Origin of the sequence: Myxococcus eversor, from assembly GCF_010894455.1 — a bacterium.
GTDB classification, from domain to species: Bacteria; Myxococcota; Myxococcia; order Myxococcales; family Myxococcaceae; genus Myxococcus; species Myxococcus eversor.
Window position 1 is genome coordinate 296,122 of sequence record NZ_JAAIXY010000010.1, and the last position, 18,013, is coordinate 314,134.

18 protein-coding genes are annotated in these 18,013 nt (G+C 70.3%); 9 read left to right on the top strand and 9 right to left on the bottom strand.

Going from position 1 to position 18,013, the window contains the following annotated elements; genetic code table 11:
- Nucleotides 1-137 precede the first annotated feature (137 nt).
- Nucleotides 138-3,926: a tetratricopeptide repeat protein gene (locus G4D83_RS22085; RefSeq protein WP_163866772.1), complete on the top strand. Its 3,789-nt coding sequence runs from the start codon at nt 138-140 to the stop codon at nt 3,924-3,926.
- 52 nt (nt 3,927-3,978) lie between these two features.
- The gene (locus G4D83_RS22090; RefSeq protein WP_163866882.1) at nt 3,979-4,308 is read left to right on the top strand and encodes a hypothetical protein; all 330 of its coding nucleotides are present in this window, start codon (nt 3,979-3,981) and stop codon (nt 4,306-4,308) included.
- Between the two features lie 46 nt (nt 4,309-4,354).
- On the opposite strand, the gene G4D83_RS22095 is transcribed toward G4D83_RS22090, so the two are convergent.
- The 4 genes from G4D83_RS22095 to G4D83_RS22110 all read right to left on the bottom strand — a co-directional run bounded on the left by G4D83_RS22095 (nt 4,355) and on the right by G4D83_RS22110 (nt 8,146).
- Complete coding sequence (locus tag G4D83_RS22095; RefSeq protein WP_163866773.1) at nt 4,355-6,442, bottom strand: RecQ family ATP-dependent DNA helicase; 2,088 nt, start codon at nt 6,440-6,442, stop codon at nt 4,355-4,357.
- Between the two features lie 40 nt (nt 6,443-6,482).
- Nucleotides 6,483-6,728, bottom strand: a complete 246-nt coding sequence (locus tag G4D83_RS22100; protein WP_163866774.1) for a DUF3006 domain-containing protein — start codon at nt 6,726-6,728, stop codon at nt 6,483-6,485.
- Nucleotides 6,728-7,501 carry a RadC family protein gene (radC, locus tag G4D83_RS22105; RefSeq protein WP_420826648.1) on the bottom strand — a complete coding sequence of 258 codons (774 nt, stop codon included), beginning with the start codon at nt 7,499-7,501 and terminating at the stop codon, nt 6,728-6,730. The genes G4D83_RS22100 and radC overlap by 1 nt, the downstream gene beginning before the upstream one ends.
- A gap of 186 nt (nt 7,502-7,687) precedes the next feature.
- Nucleotides 7,688-8,146: a cyclic nucleotide-binding domain-containing protein gene (locus G4D83_RS22110; RefSeq protein ID WP_163866776.1), complete on the bottom strand. Its 459-nt coding sequence runs from the start codon at nt 8,144-8,146 to the stop codon at nt 7,688-7,690.
- A gap of 77 nt (nt 8,147-8,223) precedes the next feature.
- Between G4D83_RS22110 and trxB the strand changes: the two genes are divergently transcribed.
- The 4 genes from trxB (at nt 8,224) to G4D83_RS22130 (ending at nt 11,714) form a co-directional block, all read left to right on the top strand.
- The gene (gene trxB, locus G4D83_RS22115; protein ID WP_163866777.1) at nt 8,224-9,189 is read left to right on the top strand and encodes a thioredoxin-disulfide reductase; all 966 of its coding nucleotides are present in this window, start codon (nt 8,224-8,226) and stop codon (nt 9,187-9,189) included.
- A gap of 112 nt (nt 9,190-9,301) precedes the next feature.
- Nucleotides 9,302-10,486 (top strand): trans-sulfuration enzyme family protein, encoded by a 1,185-nt coding sequence (locus G4D83_RS22120; RefSeq protein WP_163866778.1) that lies wholly within the window; start codon nt 9,302-9,304, stop codon nt 10,484-10,486.
- A complete protein-coding gene (gene moaC, locus G4D83_RS22125) occupies nt 10,483-10,974 on the top strand; it encodes a cyclic pyranopterin monophosphate synthase MoaC (RefSeq protein ID WP_163866779.1) in 492 nt (163 codons plus the stop codon). The genes G4D83_RS22120 and moaC overlap by 4 nt, the downstream gene beginning before the upstream one ends.
- A gap of 488 nt (nt 10,975-11,462) precedes the next feature.
- Nucleotides 11,463-11,714 (top strand): hypothetical protein, encoded by a 252-nt coding sequence (locus G4D83_RS22130; RefSeq protein WP_163866780.1) that lies wholly within the window; start codon nt 11,463-11,465, stop codon nt 11,712-11,714.
- Nucleotides 11,715-11,721: 7 nt separating this feature from the next.
- Here the strand turns inward: G4D83_RS22130 and G4D83_RS22135 are convergent, their stop codons facing one another.
- The 4 genes from G4D83_RS22135 to G4D83_RS22150 form a co-directional block, all read right to left on the bottom strand.
- On the bottom strand, nt 11,722-12,285 hold the full coding sequence (locus G4D83_RS22135) for an NUDIX hydrolase (RefSeq protein ID WP_163866781.1): 564 nt from the start codon (nt 12,283-12,285) through the stop codon (nt 11,722-11,724).
- 47 nt (nt 12,286-12,332) lie between these two features.
- A complete protein-coding gene (locus tag G4D83_RS22140) occupies nt 12,333-13,157 on the bottom strand; it encodes a SirB1 family protein (protein ID WP_163866883.1) in 825 nt (274 codons plus the stop codon).
- Nucleotides 13,158-13,241: 84 nt separating this feature from the next.
- Nucleotides 13,242-13,517, bottom strand: coding sequence for a hypothetical protein (locus tag G4D83_RS22145; protein WP_141649139.1), 276 nt, complete (start codon nt 13,515-13,517; stop codon nt 13,242-13,244).
- 8 nt (nt 13,518-13,525) lie between these two features.
- Nucleotides 13,526-15,100, bottom strand: a complete 1,575-nt coding sequence (locus tag G4D83_RS22150; protein ID WP_163866782.1) for a YiiX/YebB-like N1pC/P60 family cysteine hydrolase — start codon at nt 15,098-15,100, stop codon at nt 13,526-13,528.
- 192 nt (nt 15,101-15,292) lie between these two features.
- Between G4D83_RS22150 and G4D83_RS22155 the strand changes: the two genes are divergently transcribed.
- From G4D83_RS22155 to G4D83_RS22165, 3 genes are all read left to right on the top strand, one after another.
- Nucleotides 15,293-15,610 (top strand): DUF2795 domain-containing protein, encoded by a 318-nt coding sequence (locus G4D83_RS22155; protein ID WP_163866783.1) that lies wholly within the window; start codon nt 15,293-15,295, stop codon nt 15,608-15,610.
- Nucleotides 15,611-15,677: 67 nt separating this feature from the next.
- A complete protein-coding gene (locus G4D83_RS22160) occupies nt 15,678-16,577 on the top strand; it encodes a hypothetical protein (protein WP_163866784.1) in 900 nt (299 codons plus the stop codon).
- Nucleotides 16,574-17,017 (top strand): CoA-binding protein, encoded by a 444-nt coding sequence (locus G4D83_RS22165; protein ID WP_163866785.1) that lies wholly within the window; start codon nt 16,574-16,576, stop codon nt 17,015-17,017. The genes G4D83_RS22160 and G4D83_RS22165 overlap by 4 nt, the downstream gene beginning before the upstream one ends.
- A 27-nt stretch (nt 17,018-17,044) precedes the next feature.
- On the opposite strand, the gene G4D83_RS22170 is transcribed toward G4D83_RS22165, so the two are convergent.
- Nucleotides 17,045-17,932: a patatin-like phospholipase family protein gene (locus G4D83_RS22170; protein WP_420826649.1), complete on the bottom strand. Its 888-nt coding sequence runs from the start codon at nt 17,930-17,932 to the stop codon at nt 17,045-17,047.
- Nucleotides 17,933-18,013: the final 81 nt, after the last annotated feature.

Genomic DNA, 18,013 nt, shown 5'->3' on the forward strand with positions numbered 1-18,013 from the left:
ATCCCGTCAGGGCGAGCGCGAGAAACAGGGCAGGCAGGCGATTCACAGGGGGAACGGTAGCATCCGGTGGCCGCCCCGGACGAGGGCGCGGTGGTATGGTCCGGCTCCCCGCCCGAGCACCGGAGTCGCAAGCCCACATGGCCAAGTCGATGGTGGAGCGTTACGAGCAGCTCCTCCGGCAGGACCCCACATCTTCCGTCTTCGTCGAACTGGCCAAGGCCCTGCTGGAAAAGGGGGACGCGGCACGCGCCATCGAGGTGTGTGAACAGGGCATCTCCCACCATCCGTCCTCCACGGTGGGACGCGTGCTCTGGGGCAAGGCGCTCATCCACCTGGGCCGTCCCGCGGAGGCGATGGAGCAGTTCGACCGCGCCATCGCCATCGAGAAGGACAACCCCTACGCCTACAACCTGATTGGCGAGGTGTTGTTGCAGCGCGGGCTGTATCGCTCGGCGCTGCCGCTCCTGCGCAAGGCGGTGGCGCTGCAACCCAATGACGGTCGCGTGAAGCTGTGGCTGGAGCAGGCCCAGCAGGCACTGGCCGGTGGACCGGCTCCCGTCTTCGCGGACCTGATGGGGCTGGAGAAGACCGCGCCGTCGTCGGAAGGAGAGACCGACGGTGAGGCGAAGGCCGAGGGCGACGACGCCGAGCCCGCACCCGTGGCCTCATCTCCGATGGCCGCCGCGAGGCTCCGTGCCGCCGCGCTCGGCGATACCGCGAAGGCCGCGACGGCTTCTGGCCCTGGTGCCTCGCGCAACGCGGGAGCCCGCGCCGCCGCGGACCTGGCGAGCGCCGCCGCGTCCGGGGGGCGCGCGAGCGCCGAGGGGGAGGTGTCTTCTCTGGAAGGCGCGCGTGGTTCGGAGTCGGACGCCGGGACGTCGGACGAGTCTGCGTCGGGCACGGAGCCCGCGAGTGCTCGAACGCGCTCCGGTGAGCATGCGGCCGCGTCCACGAAGTCCGATTCGCTGGGGTTGATTGACCGGCCCCTGCCGGTGCTGCAGCCGTCGCTGGGGTCCGAGCTTCCGAGCCTGGACCTGTCGTTGTCGGATGACGACGACGCTCCCCGGCCCTCGGACACGGAGCGTGGAGCAGGGGAGGGACGCGAGCTTGCTCCCGAGGCGTCGGAGGGGGCCGAAGCCTCTGGGGTTTCCTCCGAGGACGGGGAGTCGGGGGCTGCTTCGTCCGAGTCCGACGAGGAAGTGCTGCTGCGCTCCAGCGAATTCACCACCGCGAAGCCGGTGATTCCCGCCGCTTCGTCCGAGTCCGACGAGGAAGTGCTGCTGCGCTCCAGTGAGTTCACCACCGCGAAGCCGGTGATTCCCGCCGCTTCGCCGGGGCTCCTGGGCGACCTGCCTCCGCCGGAGCCGACCGCGCAGAATCCCGTGGCCGCTCGCGCGCAACAGCCCGCGACGCGGGGCTCGGGCTCCAAGCGCTCGTTGCTCGACGACCTTCCGGAGGCCTCCGAGTCCGCCGGGAGCGGCGCGAAGTCGAAGGCGGGGCAGCCCAAGCAGGACACGGAAGCGCTCACCGCCGCCTACGAGAAGGAGCTCCGGCAGAAGCTGGCGCGCGAGGCCGCGAAGACGTCGTTCCTCAAGCGCAACGGGGTGAAGGTCGCGGGCGTGACGGCGCTGGCGATGGTGCTCATCACCATCGTCGTGGGCTTCCTCCGGATTCGCGCGGCCACCGGTGGCCAGACGCTGAACGAGGCGCTGGCCCGGGCCGAGGACCTCATCACCCAGGACACGCGCACCTCGCTGGATGGGGCGCTGCAGCAGCTCCATCGCGCGCTGGAGATGGACGAGGCGAGCAGCCGCGCCTGGGCCCTCACGGCCTGGACGCACGCGCTCCTCTTCGCGGACCACGGCATGTCGCCGGAGGACCGCACCAAGGCGCTGGAGGCATTGGAGAAGCCGGGCGTGAAGGAGGCCGCGCCGGGACTGGTGCTCACCACGAACGTCCTCGTGGCCGATGACCGGGGACGGGAGCCCGCGCGCCGCGCGCTGCTGGCTTCGACGGACGAGAGCACCGAGGCCCAGGCGCTCGCCGCGAGCCTGCTGCTGGCGGCGAAGGACGAAAAGAAGGCGCTGGAGCGGTTCGACCGCGCGCTGCGGACGTCACCCTCCAACGTGCGCGCCCTCGTTGCGTTGGGGGGCTACTACCTGGCGTCGGAGGACTTCCCGCACGCCATCGAGATGTTCGAGAAGGCGCGCACCAAATCCCCCAAGCACCCGGTGGCCCGCATCGGCCAGGCGGAGGCCCGGCTCGCGCTGGAGCAGGAGTTGGACGCCTCGCTCGCGGACGTGGCGCCGCTGGCGGACGACAAGGAGCTGCCAGCGGCCCTCAAGTCGCGCCAGCAGTTGGTGCACGGGCGGCTGCTGTCCGCCGTGGGCAAGCACGACGAGGCCCGCGCGCTGTTGGGCAAGGGTGCGCAGGGGTCGCTGGCCTTCGACTTCCAGCTCGCGCTGGGGGCCGCCAGTCGCGCCGCGGGGAAGCTGGACGCGGCGCAGTCCGCGTACGAGGCGGCCCTGAAGGCGCAGCCCAAGAGCGACGAAGCCCGTGAAGGACTGGGTCGCACGCTGTTGGACAGGGACCGCGAGCGCGACGTGCTGACGCGCCTGGAGGCCGACAGTGGCCGCAAGGTGTCGCTGGTGCGCGGCGCGGCGTACGCGCGGCTCGGGGACTGGAAGCGCGCCCGCGCGGAGCTGGCTCGCACGCGGGTGAACGAGCGCTATCCTCCGGAAGCAGTGTCGTTGCTGGCCCTGGCGGATGCCGCCGAGGGCAACGCGGCGCAGGCCCGCGAGCTGCTCGAGAAGGCGCTGGCCGCGTCCAAGCGCCCGCGCAACGACATGCGACTGGCGCTGGGGCAGGTGTACTGGCGCGAGCGCGCCTTCGACAAGGCTCAGGCCCAGTTCGAGGAGGCGCAGAAGGACCCTCGCGACTACGAGGCCTCGTGCTCCCTGGGACGGCTGCTCCTGTCGCGCGGCTTGCCGGACATGGCCCTCAAGCCCCTGACGCAGGCGGTGGAGCGCAACGGCGCGCACGGCGAGTCGCGCGACGCGCTGGGCCGCACGCTGCTGGCCATGGGCCGCACGCCCGAGGCCCTCAAGCAGTTCGAGACGTGGCAGCTCGACAACCCGGGCAGCGCCGCCGCGCACAAGGGCTTCGCGCTGGCCCTCTTCCATGCCGGACGTCGCAAGGAGGCGGAAGGGGCGGCGGGTCGCTCGGCGAAGCTTTCGCCCGACGACGCGGAGGCGCACCGGCTGCGCGCAGCCATCTTGTTCGCCTCGGGCGATGCCAAGGGAGGCTTCTCCGCGCTGGAGCGCGCCAACAAGCTGGACCCGAAGGACCCCGACACCTTCTGCGAGATTGCCCACGCCTTCTTGCGTCAGGGCAACGTGGACAACGCGGACGCGGCCTTCGCGGCGGCCCGGCGTGAGGGCTCAGATGCCACCTGTGGCCGGGTGGGCGAACTCTACGTGCAGCTCCCCAGTGGAGGCCGAGGGGCGGCTCGGACGCTGGAGGACCTGGCCTCGCGTGCTCCGACTGTCTGGGACAAGGCGTTCGCCCAGGCCGCCATGGCCCGCGTGCTGTTGGGCGCAGGCGTGCTGAAAGAAGCCCGGGCGGCGGCGGAAGAGGCGGTGCGGCTGGCGCCGTATCAGGGCCGTTCTCACCTGGCGTTGGGGCTGGTGGCCCTGAAGCAGCGGCAGGAGGCCGTGGCGAAGGCGTCGCTCTTGAAGGCAGTGGAGCTGGAGCCCACGGACGGGCCCGCGTACCTGGCGCTGGCGGACGTGCTGGTGCGCGAGTCGGCGGAGCTGCCTCGGGCGGTGGAGTCCTACGAGGCTTTTCTCCGGCTGGCGGGTGGCAGCGAGGAGGCGGGGCGCGTAAAGAAGGCGCTGCCGTCCCTCAAGAAGAAAGCGGCTCGTTAGCGTGCGCCAACCTCCCTCTGGCCCTGGGCCCGAGTCCCCGCTGCTGCGCATCATGTGGGGCAACGCCTTCCTGCTCTCGGCGCTCTACCTCCTGGTGGGCATCGTGGTGGAGGGCGCTCTGCGCCTGTTCCCCTCGAAGTTCCTCCAGCGCCTGTCGCTGTCGCTGGACTCGTTGCCGGCGCGCGCGTTGGAGCTGGTCGGCGCCATGGAGCCCTTGCGCACGGCCTTCTTCAACGGCCGCATCCCCGAGTACGGGGTGCGCCTCATCTTCGGCTTCACCACGGTCGTGGTCATCTTCCTGCTCGCCCTCGTGGTGGGCACCGTCATGGGCGGCCTGCGCTACCTCATCGCCCGCGGGATGCGCCGAGGCGGGGGCTCCTAGCCTCGTCGGCCTGACGTCGGGAGAAGCGGGCGCCTCGGAGCCTGCGTCAGTTGATGCCCAGCGAGCGCCGGACGCGAGGCTTGCGCGGCGCCGCCATGGGGGCCGCCTGGGGCTCATGTCCCGCGGCGCGCGCCATCAGACAGATTTCCACCACCTTGGGGCCGAATCGCTCCCAGCGGCTCTCGCCCGTGCCCTTCACCGTGAGGAAGGTTTCCCGGTCGATGGGGAGCGCCGCCGCCAGCCCGAGCAGCGTGGCGTCGTTGAAGATGATGAACGGCGCGACGCCCAGGTCCTTCGACAGCTCCTTGCGCCAGCGCCGCAGCTCCGTGGAGGCCAGCTCGCTGTAGTTCATCACCGGCTGTGACGAGGCCGCCGTGCGGGCCCGGGAAGCGGACGGTCCACCCGACGAGAGGAGCGCCGGCATCTTCGCGGGTGCGCACACGTCGCAGTTGCCGCAGGAGGTCTCCACGTCCTGCTGGCCGAAGTAGTGGAGGACGACGCCCCGCCGGCAGCGCTGCTCCCGGTCCGCGTACGCGTAGTCCGTCATCCGCCGCAGGAGCTGGAGGTTCTGCCGCTCCTGCTCCCGGACGTGGCTCAGGTCCATGCCCAGCTCGCGGAAGGGAAGCCGCGCCAGCGCCCGGATGGAGCGACCGGAGAAGGGCCGGCGCACATTCACCACGCCCGACTTCTCCAAGAGGCCCAGCGCGTGTCGCGCATCGTCCACCGACAGGCCCACGCGCCGCGCGAGGATGGTCAGCTCCGTGGTGACCTGCCGGCCCAGGGGAAACGTCTCCAACAGCGACTTCAAGAGGCGCTGTGCGTCCGCCGCATGCGGGTGCGCGGCCGGCGCCTTCTCCGTCAGCGTCAGCCCGTGCTCGCCCTCACCCCGTCCGCCGCGCTCCAGCTTCCCGGCGCGCTCGAAGATGCGCAGCGCCGCGGAGACCTCGAACTCGCTGGCGTTCACCATGCCCGCCAGCACGTGCACGCCTCGCTCGAATTCCTCCACGGACTGGAGCACGCCCCACGTGTCCGCGAGCACCGCCTCCGAGGGGTGGTTGCCCTGGATGAGCCGCTCCTGCGTGTACACGTCCGAGTGGTTGAACAGCAGCACCGCGCGCGCGTCGCCGCCATCCCGGCCCGCTCGGCCAATCTCCTGGTAGTACGCCTCCACCGCCCGCGGGATGTTGGCGTGCGCGACGAAGCGGATGTCCGACTTGTCGATGCCCATGCCGAACGCATTGGTGGCCACCGCCACCGCGTCCTTCGTGGACATGAAGGTGTCCTGCGCCCGCCTCCGCGCGTCGTCATCCATGCCCGCGTGGTACAGCACCGCCTTCAGGCCTCGGCCGTGCAACTCCGCGAAGATGCCGTCCGCCGCGCGTCGCGTGGAGCAGTAGATGATGCCGCTGCCGCCCAGCGCCGCCAGCCGCGCGCAGGCCTCGTGACGATCCGTATCTCCGCCCACCTCCTGCTTGCCCAGGAAGAGGTTGGGCCGGTCGAACCCCATGGCGAACTCGCGGGGCTCCTTCATCAGCAGCACCCGGACGATGTCCGCGCGCACCTCCGGCGTGGCCGTCGCGGTGAGCGCCACCGTGCGAGGGGGGCGCAGCTTCTTGCGCACCTGGCCCAACTGCGCGTACTCCGGCCGGAAGTCGTGGCCCCACTGGGAGATGCAGTGCGCCTCGTCCACGGCGAGCAGGTCCACGCCCACGTCCAGGAGCGTCTGGACGAAGCTCGCGCTCCGGAAGCGCTCGGGCGCCACGTACAGGAGCTTGTACTCGCCCGCGCGCAGCCGGCGCATCCGCTCCGCCCGCTCCAGGTCCGACAGCGACGAGTTGATGAAAGTGGCGCTGATGCCGCGCGCGGTGAGCTGCTCCACCTGGTCCTTCATCAACGCGATGAGCGGCGACACCACCAACGTCAGCCCCGGCAGCAGCGTGGCCGGCAGTTGGTAGCAGAGGCTCTTGCCCGCGCCCGTGGGCATCACCACCACGGTGTTGCGCCCGCTCAGCACGGTGGAGATGACCTCCGCCTGCCCGGGACGGAACTGGGTCAATCCGAAGTGGCGCACCAGTCCCTGCTGAGCTTCCTCGAAGTAGGGCAGGGCCAACGGCATCGCTCGCATGTTCACCATCCTGGACCGGCCGTCAACGGAAACGGGGCTCCGCCCTTCTTCACAGCTCCAGCCCCGGCGGCACGGGGACGGCCAGGCGGGCCCTCCTCAGCGCCACCTCCAGCACTCGCAGCGCGGTGGCGTCCGGCTCCCTGCGTCCATCCACCACCACGTCGCCCTCTCGAGCGTCCACGGGCAGCTCCGAGCGCTCCACCGTGCAGGCCCGCCCGGTCTCCAGCCGCACCACCTGCGCCCGCGTGTCCTCCAACAGCTCCACCTGCACCATCCCCACCAGGCACCCCGCCATCACCCACCTCCTCCCGCCACGTTCCATTCCCGTTTCCGCTCCCACTCCCCGTCCGGCATCAGCCCCCGCTCCAGCATCGACACGAACGCCCCATCTCCCACCACCAGGTGGTCCAGCACCTTGAGGTTGAGCAGCTTCGCCCCGGCCACGAGGTGCCGCGTCAGCCCCACGTCCTGGACGCTGGGCTCCGGGTCTCCCGAGGGGTGGTTGTGTGCCAGGACGATGGCCGTCGCGCGCGATACGAGCGCCGCGGCGAACACCTCTCGGGGGTCCACCGGGCACGTGTTCAGCGTGCCCTCCGCCACCCGCGCGTCATGCACCAGCACGTTGCGCGCGTTGAAGCACAGCACGTGGAACACCTCCCGCCGCAGCGCCCCCATGACGGGCGTGAGGTACGCGTGAATCTCCCGGGGCGTGCGCAGCTTGGGACGCCGCTCTGGAGAGCGCTGGGCGCGACGGCCCAGCTCCAGCGCCGCGAGCACCTGCGCCGCTCGCCGGGGACCCAGGCCCGGCATTCCCTTCAGCTCCACCGGCTCCGCCTGCAGCAGCGCCTTGAGCCCACCGCAGCGCCTCAAGAGCGTCCCAGCCGCCTCCAGCCCACCTCGAGAACTCGCCGCCAGACCCCACGTGACGCACAGGAGCTCCGAGTCGGTGAGAGCCTGCGCCCCCAACCGGAAGAGCCGCTCCCGGGACTGCTCCATGCTCCCGGACGCGTGCACCCCCACCGACTCCTCGCCCACCGCTTCACCGCTCCCCACCCACGCCCCGCCCATGCTCCACTCCATCCCGCCCACCTTCCCCGGGACGGTGCTTGAGCAAGGCGTGTGCCCGTTGTCGCTACCTGGGGCGCGGTGTGCCTACCCATCCCGGCGTGCTCGAAAGCGGCCCGGCTGGCGGACGGACACCGGTACACCACGGCCCCTCTCGACGGGTGAGAGGCGGGCGGTGCGGGCTGGGGGTCAGAAGCGGGAGATGGCGAAGAACGATTTGATCTTGTCGTTCGTCTCGCGGAGCCGTTCGCTCAGCGTCCGGACGAGCGTCCAGAGGAGCACGTACGCCAGGTCCTTGTCGGTGAACATGAGCTGGTCCAGCTTGGACCTCTCGATGACCCACACCGAGCAGGAGATGTGGGCAATGGCATCCGCCGAGCGAGGGGAGTCCTCGATAATCGCCATCTCGCCGAAGTACTGGCCGGCTTCCAGGATGGCGAGCGCCTCCTCGCCTATGCCCGGCACCGACTTGGAGATGCGGACCTTGCCCCGGGAGACGACGAACATCTCCTGGCTGGCCTCCCCCTCGCGGAAGAGGAAGGCGCCCGCCGGGTAGTCCCTGGTCTGACCGAGTTGCGCCACCTTGGCGAGCTGGCCCTGGGTCAAACCCTCGAACAGCGCAACCTTCTTGAGGAGCTCGGCATCCATGAGGCCAGCTTCGTATCACGCGCCCGAGGGCCTCTGGTACCTTCGCGGCCTCAACGGAATAGAGGGAGGAGCCACCCGTGGCGGAGGAGAAAATCAACAAGGTGACCATCATCGGCTCGGGGCCTGCGGGTTACACTGCGGCCATCTATGCCGCGCGCGCCAACCTGGAGCCGGTGGTGTTCGCCGGCGGGCCCACGCTGGAGCACCCCCAGCGCGTACCGGGCGGGCAGCTCATGGTGACCACGGACGTGGAGAACTACCCGGGGTTTCCGGAGGCCATCACCGGCCCTGAGCTGATGGACCGTTTCCAGAAGCAGGCGGAGCGCTTCGGCACGGTCATCCACATGGAGAACGTGGTGAAGGTGGACTTCAGCAAGCGCCCCTTCGTCATCGAAGGGGAGAGCATTGGCCGTGTCCTGTCGGAGACCGTCATCGTCTCCACCGGCGCCACGGCCAAGTGGCTGAGCGTCAAGGGTGAGGACACCTACAAGAACCGGGGCGTCTCCGCGTGTGCCACCTGTGACGGCGCGTTCTTCAAGAACCAGGAGGTTCTCGTCGTGGGCGGTGGTGACACGGCGATGGAGGAGGCCACGTACCTGGCGAAAATCGTCAAGCACGTCACCCTCATCCACCGTCGCGACTCGCTGCGCGCGTCGAAGGTGATGCAGGACCGCGCGCTCAACAACCCGAAGATTTCCTTCCTGTGGAACTCGGCGGTGGAGGAGGTCACCGGCAACGCGAAGGGAATGACGGGCGCGGTGGTGCGCAATCTGAAGACGGGGGACAGCCAGCTGCTCAACGCCACCGGCCTGTTCGTGGCCATCGGCCACACGCCGAACACGGAGCTGTTCCAGGGCATCCTGGAGACGCACCAGGGCGGCTACCTCAAGACGGTGCCGGGCAGCACCCGGACCAACATCCCCGGCGTGTTCGCTTGTGGTGACGTGCAGGACAGCTACTACCGTCAGGCCATCACCGCCGCCGGCACCGGCTGCATGGCGGCCATCGACGCGGAGCGCTGGCTGATTGAAGAGGGCGAGTAGCCCACCCGCCACCGCGTGACGCATGCTCCAGGCCGGCCCGTCTTCCATGGCGGGCCGGCCTCTTTTTTCGAGCCGGGCCCCGGGCGCCGAGCAGGGACGGAACAGGACTCTCATGAGCACGAAGCAGAAGACGCTGGCGGTGCACGCGGGGACGCGGCTGACGGGCAGCAAGGCGGTGCCCGTCTCGCCCCCCATCTCCGTATCGGCGGTGAGCTGGTTCGACAGCAGCGACGATTTGGACGGCGCGCTGGACGGCAAGGACTACGCCTACGCCCGCATCAGCGCTCCCAACACCACGTTGCTCGAGGAGGCGGTGGCGGCGCTGGAGGGCGCTGAATCGTGTGTGGCCTACGCCAGCGGAATGGCCGCGCTGCGCTCGCTCTTCGAAGCCCAGGACTTCCGGCTCGGCGACACGCTGGTGATGCCGGCGGATGGCTACGGCGTCACGCGCGCGCTCTACAAGAAGCTGTGCGCGGCGCTGGGTGTCGAGCTGCACGCGCTGAAGCTGACGGACGCGGGGACGGAGGCGCGCATCCGCGAGCTGAAGCCGCGACTGGTGCTGGCGGAGAGCATCAGCAATCCGCTGCTGCGCGTGGCGGACCTGCGCGGGCTGGCGAAGGCGTGCCGGGACGTGGGCGCGGCCTTCGCGGTGGACGCGACATTCCCTTCGCCCATGGGACAGCGCGTGCTGGAGCTGGGCGCGGACTACGCGGTGCAGTCCACCAGCAAGTGGCTCAACGGGCACAGTGACGCCTTGGGCGGGACGGTGAGCGGCGCTCGCTCGCGCATCGACGTGCTGCGCGCCGCTCGAATCCTTGCGGGCGACGTGCTGGGGCCCTTCGAGGCATGGCTCACCCTGCGCGGCCTGCGCACGTTGCCGGTGCGGATGAAGGCCCACTCCGAGCACGCGGCGCACGTGGCGCGACGGCTCGCGGAGTCGCCCCTGCTGGAGCGGGTCATCTACCCGGGGCTGCCCTCGCATCCGGACCACGCGGTGGCTCGCGAGGTGCTCAAGGACGGCGGCCCCATGGTGTCCTTCGAAATCAAGGGCGCGGGTCGTCCCGAGGCCATGCGCTTTTTGGAGGCGCTGAAGGTGGGGCGTCCGGGTCCGTCGCTCGGTGACGTGTGCACGCTGGTGATGCACGCGGCCAGCGCCAGCGCGCGCCGGCTGACGCCCGAGGAGCGCGAGGCGGCGGGGATTCGCGAGAGCCTCATCCGCGTGTCCGTGGGCCTGGAGGACCCGGACGACGTGGTGGAGGACCTGCTCCAGGCCGTGGCGCAGGGGGTGGCGCGGTGAAGATGGTGGATGTCGGCGCGAAGCCGAAGACGGAGCGCGTGGCGGTGGCCACCGCGCTGTTGCGCATGCTGCCCGCCACCCGGGAGCGCATCCTCGCGGGGAAGGTGGAGAAGGGGGACGTGCTCGCCGCGGCGAGGCTCGCGGGCATCATGGCCGCCAAGCGCACCCCGGATTTCATCCCACTGTGCCATCCCATCGCCCTGTCTGGAGTCGAGGTGACACTCGAGCCCGTGAAGGAGGGACTGTCCGTCCGCGTGACGGTACGGACGGTGGACCGCACGGGCGTGGAGATGGAGGCGCTGACGTCCGCATGCGCGGCGGCGCTCACCGTCTATGACATGTGCAAGAGCGCGGACCGAGGCATGGTGCTGGAGGCAGTGCAGCTCGAGCACAAGTCCGGAGGCCGCTCGGGGACGTGGGAGCGGGAGTCGGCGAAGCAGGGGACTGCCGCAGCCAAGCCACGTCCACGCAAACGCGCGAAGGGTTGAGCACGGACGCTCTCTCGAGCGCGCGAAGGGTTGAGCGAGGACGTTCTCTCGAGCGCGCGAAGGGTTGAGCGAGGACGTTCTCTCGAGCGCGCGAAGGGTTGAGCGAGGACGTTCTCTCGAGCGCGCGAAGGGTTGAGCGAGGGCGCTTTCGCAAGCGCACAAGAACGGGAGGGGAGAGGCCCATGCCAGGAGCCCGCGTCCTCCCCGCACCGTGCCTCGGAAGGCTCGCAGGGGAGGCGCTTCGCACCGCGATGTCGAGCGCCATGCCTCCGCCCGCCGCCATGCCCGCGCATCGAGGCGCGGCACGTGCGGGCTGCCCGGTGTCCGCTTCAGGACGTGGTCAGTGTGCTCCCGAGCACTGCTCTCCCTGAACTCGTGCCCTCCAGGGCTCCCGCTTGTCGGAGCGGTCGTCCAGATTGAGCGCTCGCCACGTGCGCCCAGCAATCGCGCGGGGCCGTAGGGGAGGTCCAAGGGTGCTCAACGTCAGGATGACTCACTCCACCCTGGGGTTCCTCGCCGTCATGGTCAGCACGGGCTGCAGCCCCGCCTCCGGAGACGGTGATGGGGCGGAGTCGCCCACGCTCGTCGCGCAGGACGCGCGCGCACGCTGCTCCCCAGAGGACTCGAGCCGCCGCTCCATCTCCAGGGACGCGAAGGGCTGCCGTCAAATCATGTTCGTCTGCGCTCCGGACGAGACGCCCTTCTTCGACGCGTGCGGCTGCGGCTGCCAGCGCAGATGAGTGCCGGCTAGCGCTTCCCGGCCGCGTCCTCGCGCAGCTTCTCCAGGAAGAGGGCCCCCACCACGAGCGAGTGGGTGATGTGGCCCTCCAGGATGAGCCGGGGCACGTCCGCGCGCGGATGCAGCTCCACCGCGATGTCCTCGGACTCGTCCTGCCGGCCCGCATGGGCCCTCACGCAGTCCCGCGCCAGGAAGATGAAGCAGCGGTTGTCCTGCAGCGCGGGATTGGGATGCATCCAGCCCAGCGGCTCCACGCGGCCCGCCACGTAGCCCGTCTCCTCCTCCAACTCGCGCGCCGCCGCGGCGGCCGGGTCCTCGCCCTCCTCGACGAGCCCTCCCGCGAGCTCCAGCGTGTCCGCGCCGATGCCGAAGCGGAACTGCCGCACCAGCACCAACGAGTCCTCCGGCGTCACCGCGATGACGTTGACCCAGTCCGCGCAGATGACCCGCACGCGCGGATGCTCCTGCTCCGTCCTCGGGTCCGCCCACTTGTCCTCGCGGACCTTCATCACCTGATAGTCGTGCTCCAACCCAAGGCGCAGTCGCCGCCAGGGCTTCACCGTCTGGGACATGGATGACGCTCCGGGCCCCCGACACGAGCGAGGGCCACGAGGGTTTTTCAGTTGAGCAGCGAGGCGCGCTCACGCAACTCGCGGGCCGTCAGCTCCAGGCGGTCGCGGTCCGGCGCCTCCGGAGACAGCTCCAGGCACCGCTCCACGTCGCGCAGCGCCGCGCGGTAAGCCCCCAGGTTGGCCAAGAGCGCCGCGCGCGTGCGCAGCTCTCCCGGATGGTCCGGCGCCAAGAGCAGGAGCAGGTCCACCACCGCCAGCCCGCGCTCACGGTCCTCGCGGCCCAGGTACACCCGCCGCAGGTTGGACAACATGCGATAGGCAATCAGCTCCACCGGCGCCGGCGCCAGCATGGCCCGGTCGAACTTGAGCTGCGGGGCCACGCGCTTGAGCAGCTCCTCGCAGCCGTGCTCGGTGAGGATGTCGCCCTGGTGGAACGGGTCCATCAACAGCTTGTGGTCCCCCGCGTCGTGCGCGACGAGGAAGTGTCCGGGAAACGGCACTCCGTACAGGGGGATGCCCGCCCGACGCGCGACCTCCAGATAGACGACGGACAGCGTTATCGGCAGGCCCAGCTTCCGCTCCAGCACCTGGTCCAGGAAGCTGTTCTCCGGCGAGTGGTAGTCGTCCTCGTTGCCGCGAAAGCCCTCGATGTCCGACAGCACATGGCGCAGCGCTCGAAGGGGCGCGAGCGCCTCGCCCTTGTCCGTCATCCGCTCCGTCTCCACCTGGACCCGACACGCCAGGACGTCCAGCACATGCAGACACGCGGGCGCGTCCAGCTCCGGCCTGTCCAACGTCGCGATGGCCAGCGCGGCCAGGTCCAGACGCGGTGGCTCCGCGGCCAGCGCCGACACCAACCGTTCCCGGGCCAGCGGCGGGCTGAATCCTGTGGGGATGCTCACGGCGGCAACCACTAACCCACACCGGGCTGGACGGCAAAGGCAGGCGGGCGAGCGTCAGAAGGTGGGCGGTGCATAGGGCAGCCTCCCCTTGATTTCCGCGCGCAGCCCCATCTGGGCCGAAATCAACCCCGCCAGGATTCCATCCTCGTACTCGAAAGTCGGGTGTTCCTTGAGTTCGGGGAAGTCGTGGGGATTGCGGAGCTCCTCGGGGGTGAGGTTGGGCACGGCCTCGCGGGCCAGGCGCAGCACCTTGGCCTGTTGCTGCGAAATCATCCGCTCGAAGAGCTGGGCGGACAGCTCCAGCATGTCCTGGGCCACTTCTTCCGTCATGTGCGTGCCTACTCCTGGGCGATGTCCCACTTGGCTCGGCGGTAGCTGTAACGGAAAGCGGCCTCGTCCGCCTCTTTCGCGAGCCCCTCGCCCTCCCGGCCGTCCAGGAAGGCGACGAAGTCGAGCTGGCGGTTGTCTTTCCCGTGCTCGGTGTCGAAGAGGCGCACCAACTCGTTGGCGGGCAGCGTGCGCCGGCCGACGACGTCCACCAGCGGCACGGCGAGGCCACGCGTCTCCTTCGAGGGCGCGTAGGACTTCCACACCAGCTCCGTGCACACCAGCGTCTGGTCGGAGAAGAAGTCGAAGTCGAAGTCGTAGGGGCGGCCCTGGTACGTGAAGGCGCGGAGGATGGCGCGCGCCTTGTCCACGCGGGGCAGCCGGGGGCGCATGATGCCCAGGTAGTCCACGCGCATGCCGTGCTCCAGGCCGGTGAAGCTGACGCCCTCGCTGATGGACTCGATGATGCGGATGGGGTCGCCGTGGGCGTCCTTGCCGGAGTACTCAGCCCACTTGGCGGGGAACGCCTGGGCCAGGTGCGCGCTGAACGAAGCGGGCTTGCCCGGGAGCGTGGCGACCCAGGCCTTCACGTCCGCGTCCTCGTCGAAGTATGCGGCCAGCTCCTGCGGGGTGCCCACGAAGAGCTCCGCGTGCGGCCAGAAGCCCGGCAGGCCGATGTTGGAGAGGTACCAGTTCTGTCGCGCCACCATGATGTCACCGGGCTCCATCCGCTTGAGCACGCCCAGCACCTGCTCGCGGGAGATGAGCGGCTGGCCGGTGCGGTGCACGCGGGTGTCACCCATCCACTCGGCCACCGCGCGCTGCACGGGGAAGAAGGCGCGCTGGGTGGAGTCCTGGGTGACGTCGACGGCGGCCTTGGCGAACATCGTGGGGCCGCGCTTGACGAGCAGTCCCTTGGCCACCTCGCTGTTGAGCTTCATCTCCTGCATCACCCAGGGCACGCGAGGGGCGTCCAGCGCGCCGGCCTTCACCAGCAGCGGGCGGAGCTGCTCCTTGTACGTGTCTCCCGTGTAGAGCTGGGTGGTGGTGGCCACGTGGATGACCTTGTCCTTGAAGCGGGCGAAGGCGCGCGGGGGCACGCCGTACTCGGCGGAGGGCTCGTCCAGGAGGACCTCCAACTGCTTGCGGCCTCCGGTGAGCTCCGCGTAGGTGAGGCCGTGGGCCAGCTCCGTGGTGAGCGCGCCGTGGGTGAGCAGGAAGCCCCACGCGTGCTTCTTGGGCTGGGTGAGCGAGGGCACCTTCACGAAGTCCCAGTAGCGCTGGCGGATGACCTCCGTGGAGACGAAGTAGTCGAAGAAGGTCGCCCACGTGGTGAGCAACTGCTGCTTCTGGTCCGGCGAGTACGGCACGCTCTGCTTCTGGAGGTAGAGCGCGCGCGACTGCTTCACCTCGTCCTGGAGGCGGCGCAGGCCGCGGGTGTACCGCTCGAGCTGCTCCAAGTCAGCCTGGGCCTGGGCGACGAAGGCGTCGTCGTCGAGGGCATAGACGCTCTTGGGGGCGGCGGCCGGCGTGGCCGGCGTGCTGGCGAACACGAGCCAGGCGAGCAGCAAGGGGGCGGCGGACATGGGCGGGGCTCCGGGCGACAGGGGCGGCGGACAGGACTCTACCTCGGGAGGTGCCGGGGCGGCTGGCCCCCTGGTCGGCCAGGGGAGGGGAGGGGGACGGCCGGGTGGTCCGGTGCGAGCGCCGTCCCCAGATTCCTCGTACCCAGTGACGCACGCCCGGGCCTCGCGGGCCGGGCAGAAAGGCAGCCGCAGATGGCATTCGGAACCGCGGAAGACCCCGGGCTCTCCATCACCCCTCACATCGACTCGGTGGACTACCCGTCGACGCGGGAGGAGCTCGTGGAGTCCGCCGAGGATGGCGGGGCCACCGTCGACATCATCAACGTCCTCAAGTGCCTGCCGAGCAGCGAGTACGCGTCGCGCGAGGCGGTGATGCGAGACCTGGCGGAGGCGGCGCGGCGCTTCTCCCAGGGCGGGCTCCCCGATGATGACGGCGTGCGGCGGGACAGGCGCAACATCGGGCGGGACTTGATGGAGAACGCGCCCGACGGCAGCACGCGTCACCCCTGAGGGACGGACCTTGGAATCGAGGAAGCGCTCGCGGGCGCTGGCCGTTTCTGCCAGCGTTCGCGGGCGCATGCGTCCAGGACTCCTGCTGAGCTGTCTCGTGCTGTCGCTGACGTCCGCTTGTCGGAAGCCGTCCCCGCTGCGGGTGCCCGTGCCCACGGTGACGCCCCGGGTGCGCGTGACGTTCCAACCCCCGGTCGACCGGGTCCTCACTGAGTCCCAGCGCGGCGTCCGCGTCGTCGAGAAGGCCGGCGGCGTGGTGCGCGAGGAGGCGGATTTGACCACCGAGTCCCGCTTCACCCCCAACGAGGGCGGCTGGCTGCTCACGCAGTCGGTGACGCACGCGAAGCAGTCGCGCGCTGGGGTGGAGGTGGAGGGCTGGGTGGACGACGTGCTCCTGCGCTTCGCGCTGCGGTTGCGACTGGCGGCGGATGGCACCTTCGTGAAGCTGGTGGCTCCCGAGGCCGCGGCGGAGGCGGTGCGACAGTCGGTGCCTGCGGGCGTGGACGCGATGCCGCTGTTGCGCTTCTTCGGCGCGGAGGCGCTGGAGAACCGCACGCGGCGCGAGTGGGAGGCGAAGTTCGGCGGCCTGTTCCAGCGCCATCTGTCGGAGGGGCAACGCACCTGGGCGGTGGACTGGCTGCCGGCAGGCGACACTCAGGTGGCGTATGTGCTGGAGCGCACCGTGCAGGGGACTCGGGACACGGAGTACGGTGACGCGGTGGTGCTGAGCCTTCGGTGCCTGGACACGGTGCCGGAGGATGCGCCGGATGATTTGTCGGATGCGTGGGTGGCGGCGGGGCGGCCGGAGCTGACGCCGGGCGTGACGTGCCAGGGTGAGCAGGTGGTGGCGTACGGCCGCTTCGTGCCGGTGAGCCGCGAGCTCACGGTGAAGGCGCGGGTGGACGGGGCGGCGTGGACGGTGACGATGGAATCGCGAGCACAGGGGCTTCAAGAGGAGGCGCGATGAGCTGGGAAGAGAACCTCATCAGGGACGAAGCGGGCGTGGAGCGCGTGGTGAAGAGCGCTCGGCGGGTGGCGGTGCTGGGCATCAAGACGGAGCAGCAGTCGGGGCAGCCCGCCTTCTACGTGCCGGACTATCTGGCGAGCGCGGGCGTGGAGGTGGTGCCCGTGCCCGTCTACTACCCGGACGTGACGCACATCCTCGGCAAGCCGGTGTTCCGCAGGGTGGCGGACGTGCCGGGCGAGGTGGACCTGGTGGACGTCTTCCGACGGCCGCAGGACATCGACGCGCACGTGGAGGACCTCATCGCCAAGAAGCCGAAGGCGGTGTGGTTCCAGACCGGCATCCGCAACGACGCGGCGGCGGAGAAGCTGGCGCGAGCGGGCATCCAGGTGGTGCAGGACCGCTGCCTGATGGTGGACCACCGGCGCTACGGCGGGCGCTGAAGGCCGAGCGCGCCCGCGAGGGGCGGCTCACCACTGCGCCTGGGCGAATGGCACCGGCGGCCGGGCCAGGGAGACGGCGGCGGACAGGCGCGCCTGGTCCAGGGCGTCGAAGCCGCGCTCCATGGTGGTGGGCGTCACCGGGGGCAGGTTGGAGACGACGACGTAGACGGGAATCTGCCGGCCCTCCAGCACGGTGAGCTGGAGGCGGAAGTGGTCCCTTCGCAGCGCGGCCGAGCCCGCCGCGAGCCCCTGCGCGTACGCCATGGGCCCACCCACCACCTTGCGCGTCTTGCTCGGCAGGAAGTGCACGAGGATGGCGTCCAAGTCCTTCCCCACGCTGCTGTCGTGCAGCGACAGCGCGGGCGCCTTGTCGACGAGCCCGCCGTCCCAGTACAGGTTGCCCTCCAGCGGCACCGCGCGGAACAGGCCCGGGTACGCACAGGTGGCGTGGACGCGCGGGGCCAGCTCGCCCGTGGTGAACACCTCGTGGTTGCCCAGCGTCAGGTTCGCGCCGACGAGGAGCAGCGGGTGCGGCAGGTCCTCGAACGTCCTCGCGCCCAGCGTGTCCTCGAGCAGCCTGCGGAAGCGCGCGCCCTTGAGCAGGCCCGTGAGGCCGTGGCCGCTGGCGTCCGCGTTCATCACCGCGCCAATCGGGTCCGGGTCCCAGAAGTTGGCCCGCGTCTGGCGCAGCACCAGCTCCTCAATCGCGTGCACCGGCATGCCCGCCGCCGCGTAGGCCGCCACCATGCCGCCCGCGCTCGTCCCCGCGTACGCATGCGGCTTGAGCCCCGAGCTCGCCAGCCCCTTGAGGAAGCCGGCGTGCCCGTAGAAGCCGAAGTAGCCCGCGGAGAGGACCAATCCGAACCGCTTGCCTTGGAGGAGCTGGTGCAGGGAGGGAGAAGCCATGTCCCACATCTACCACTGTCCGCCATGAAGCACGCGGTGCGTCGAAAGTCCGCTGGCCACCAGCGGGGCATCGACATATGTTGATGCGGC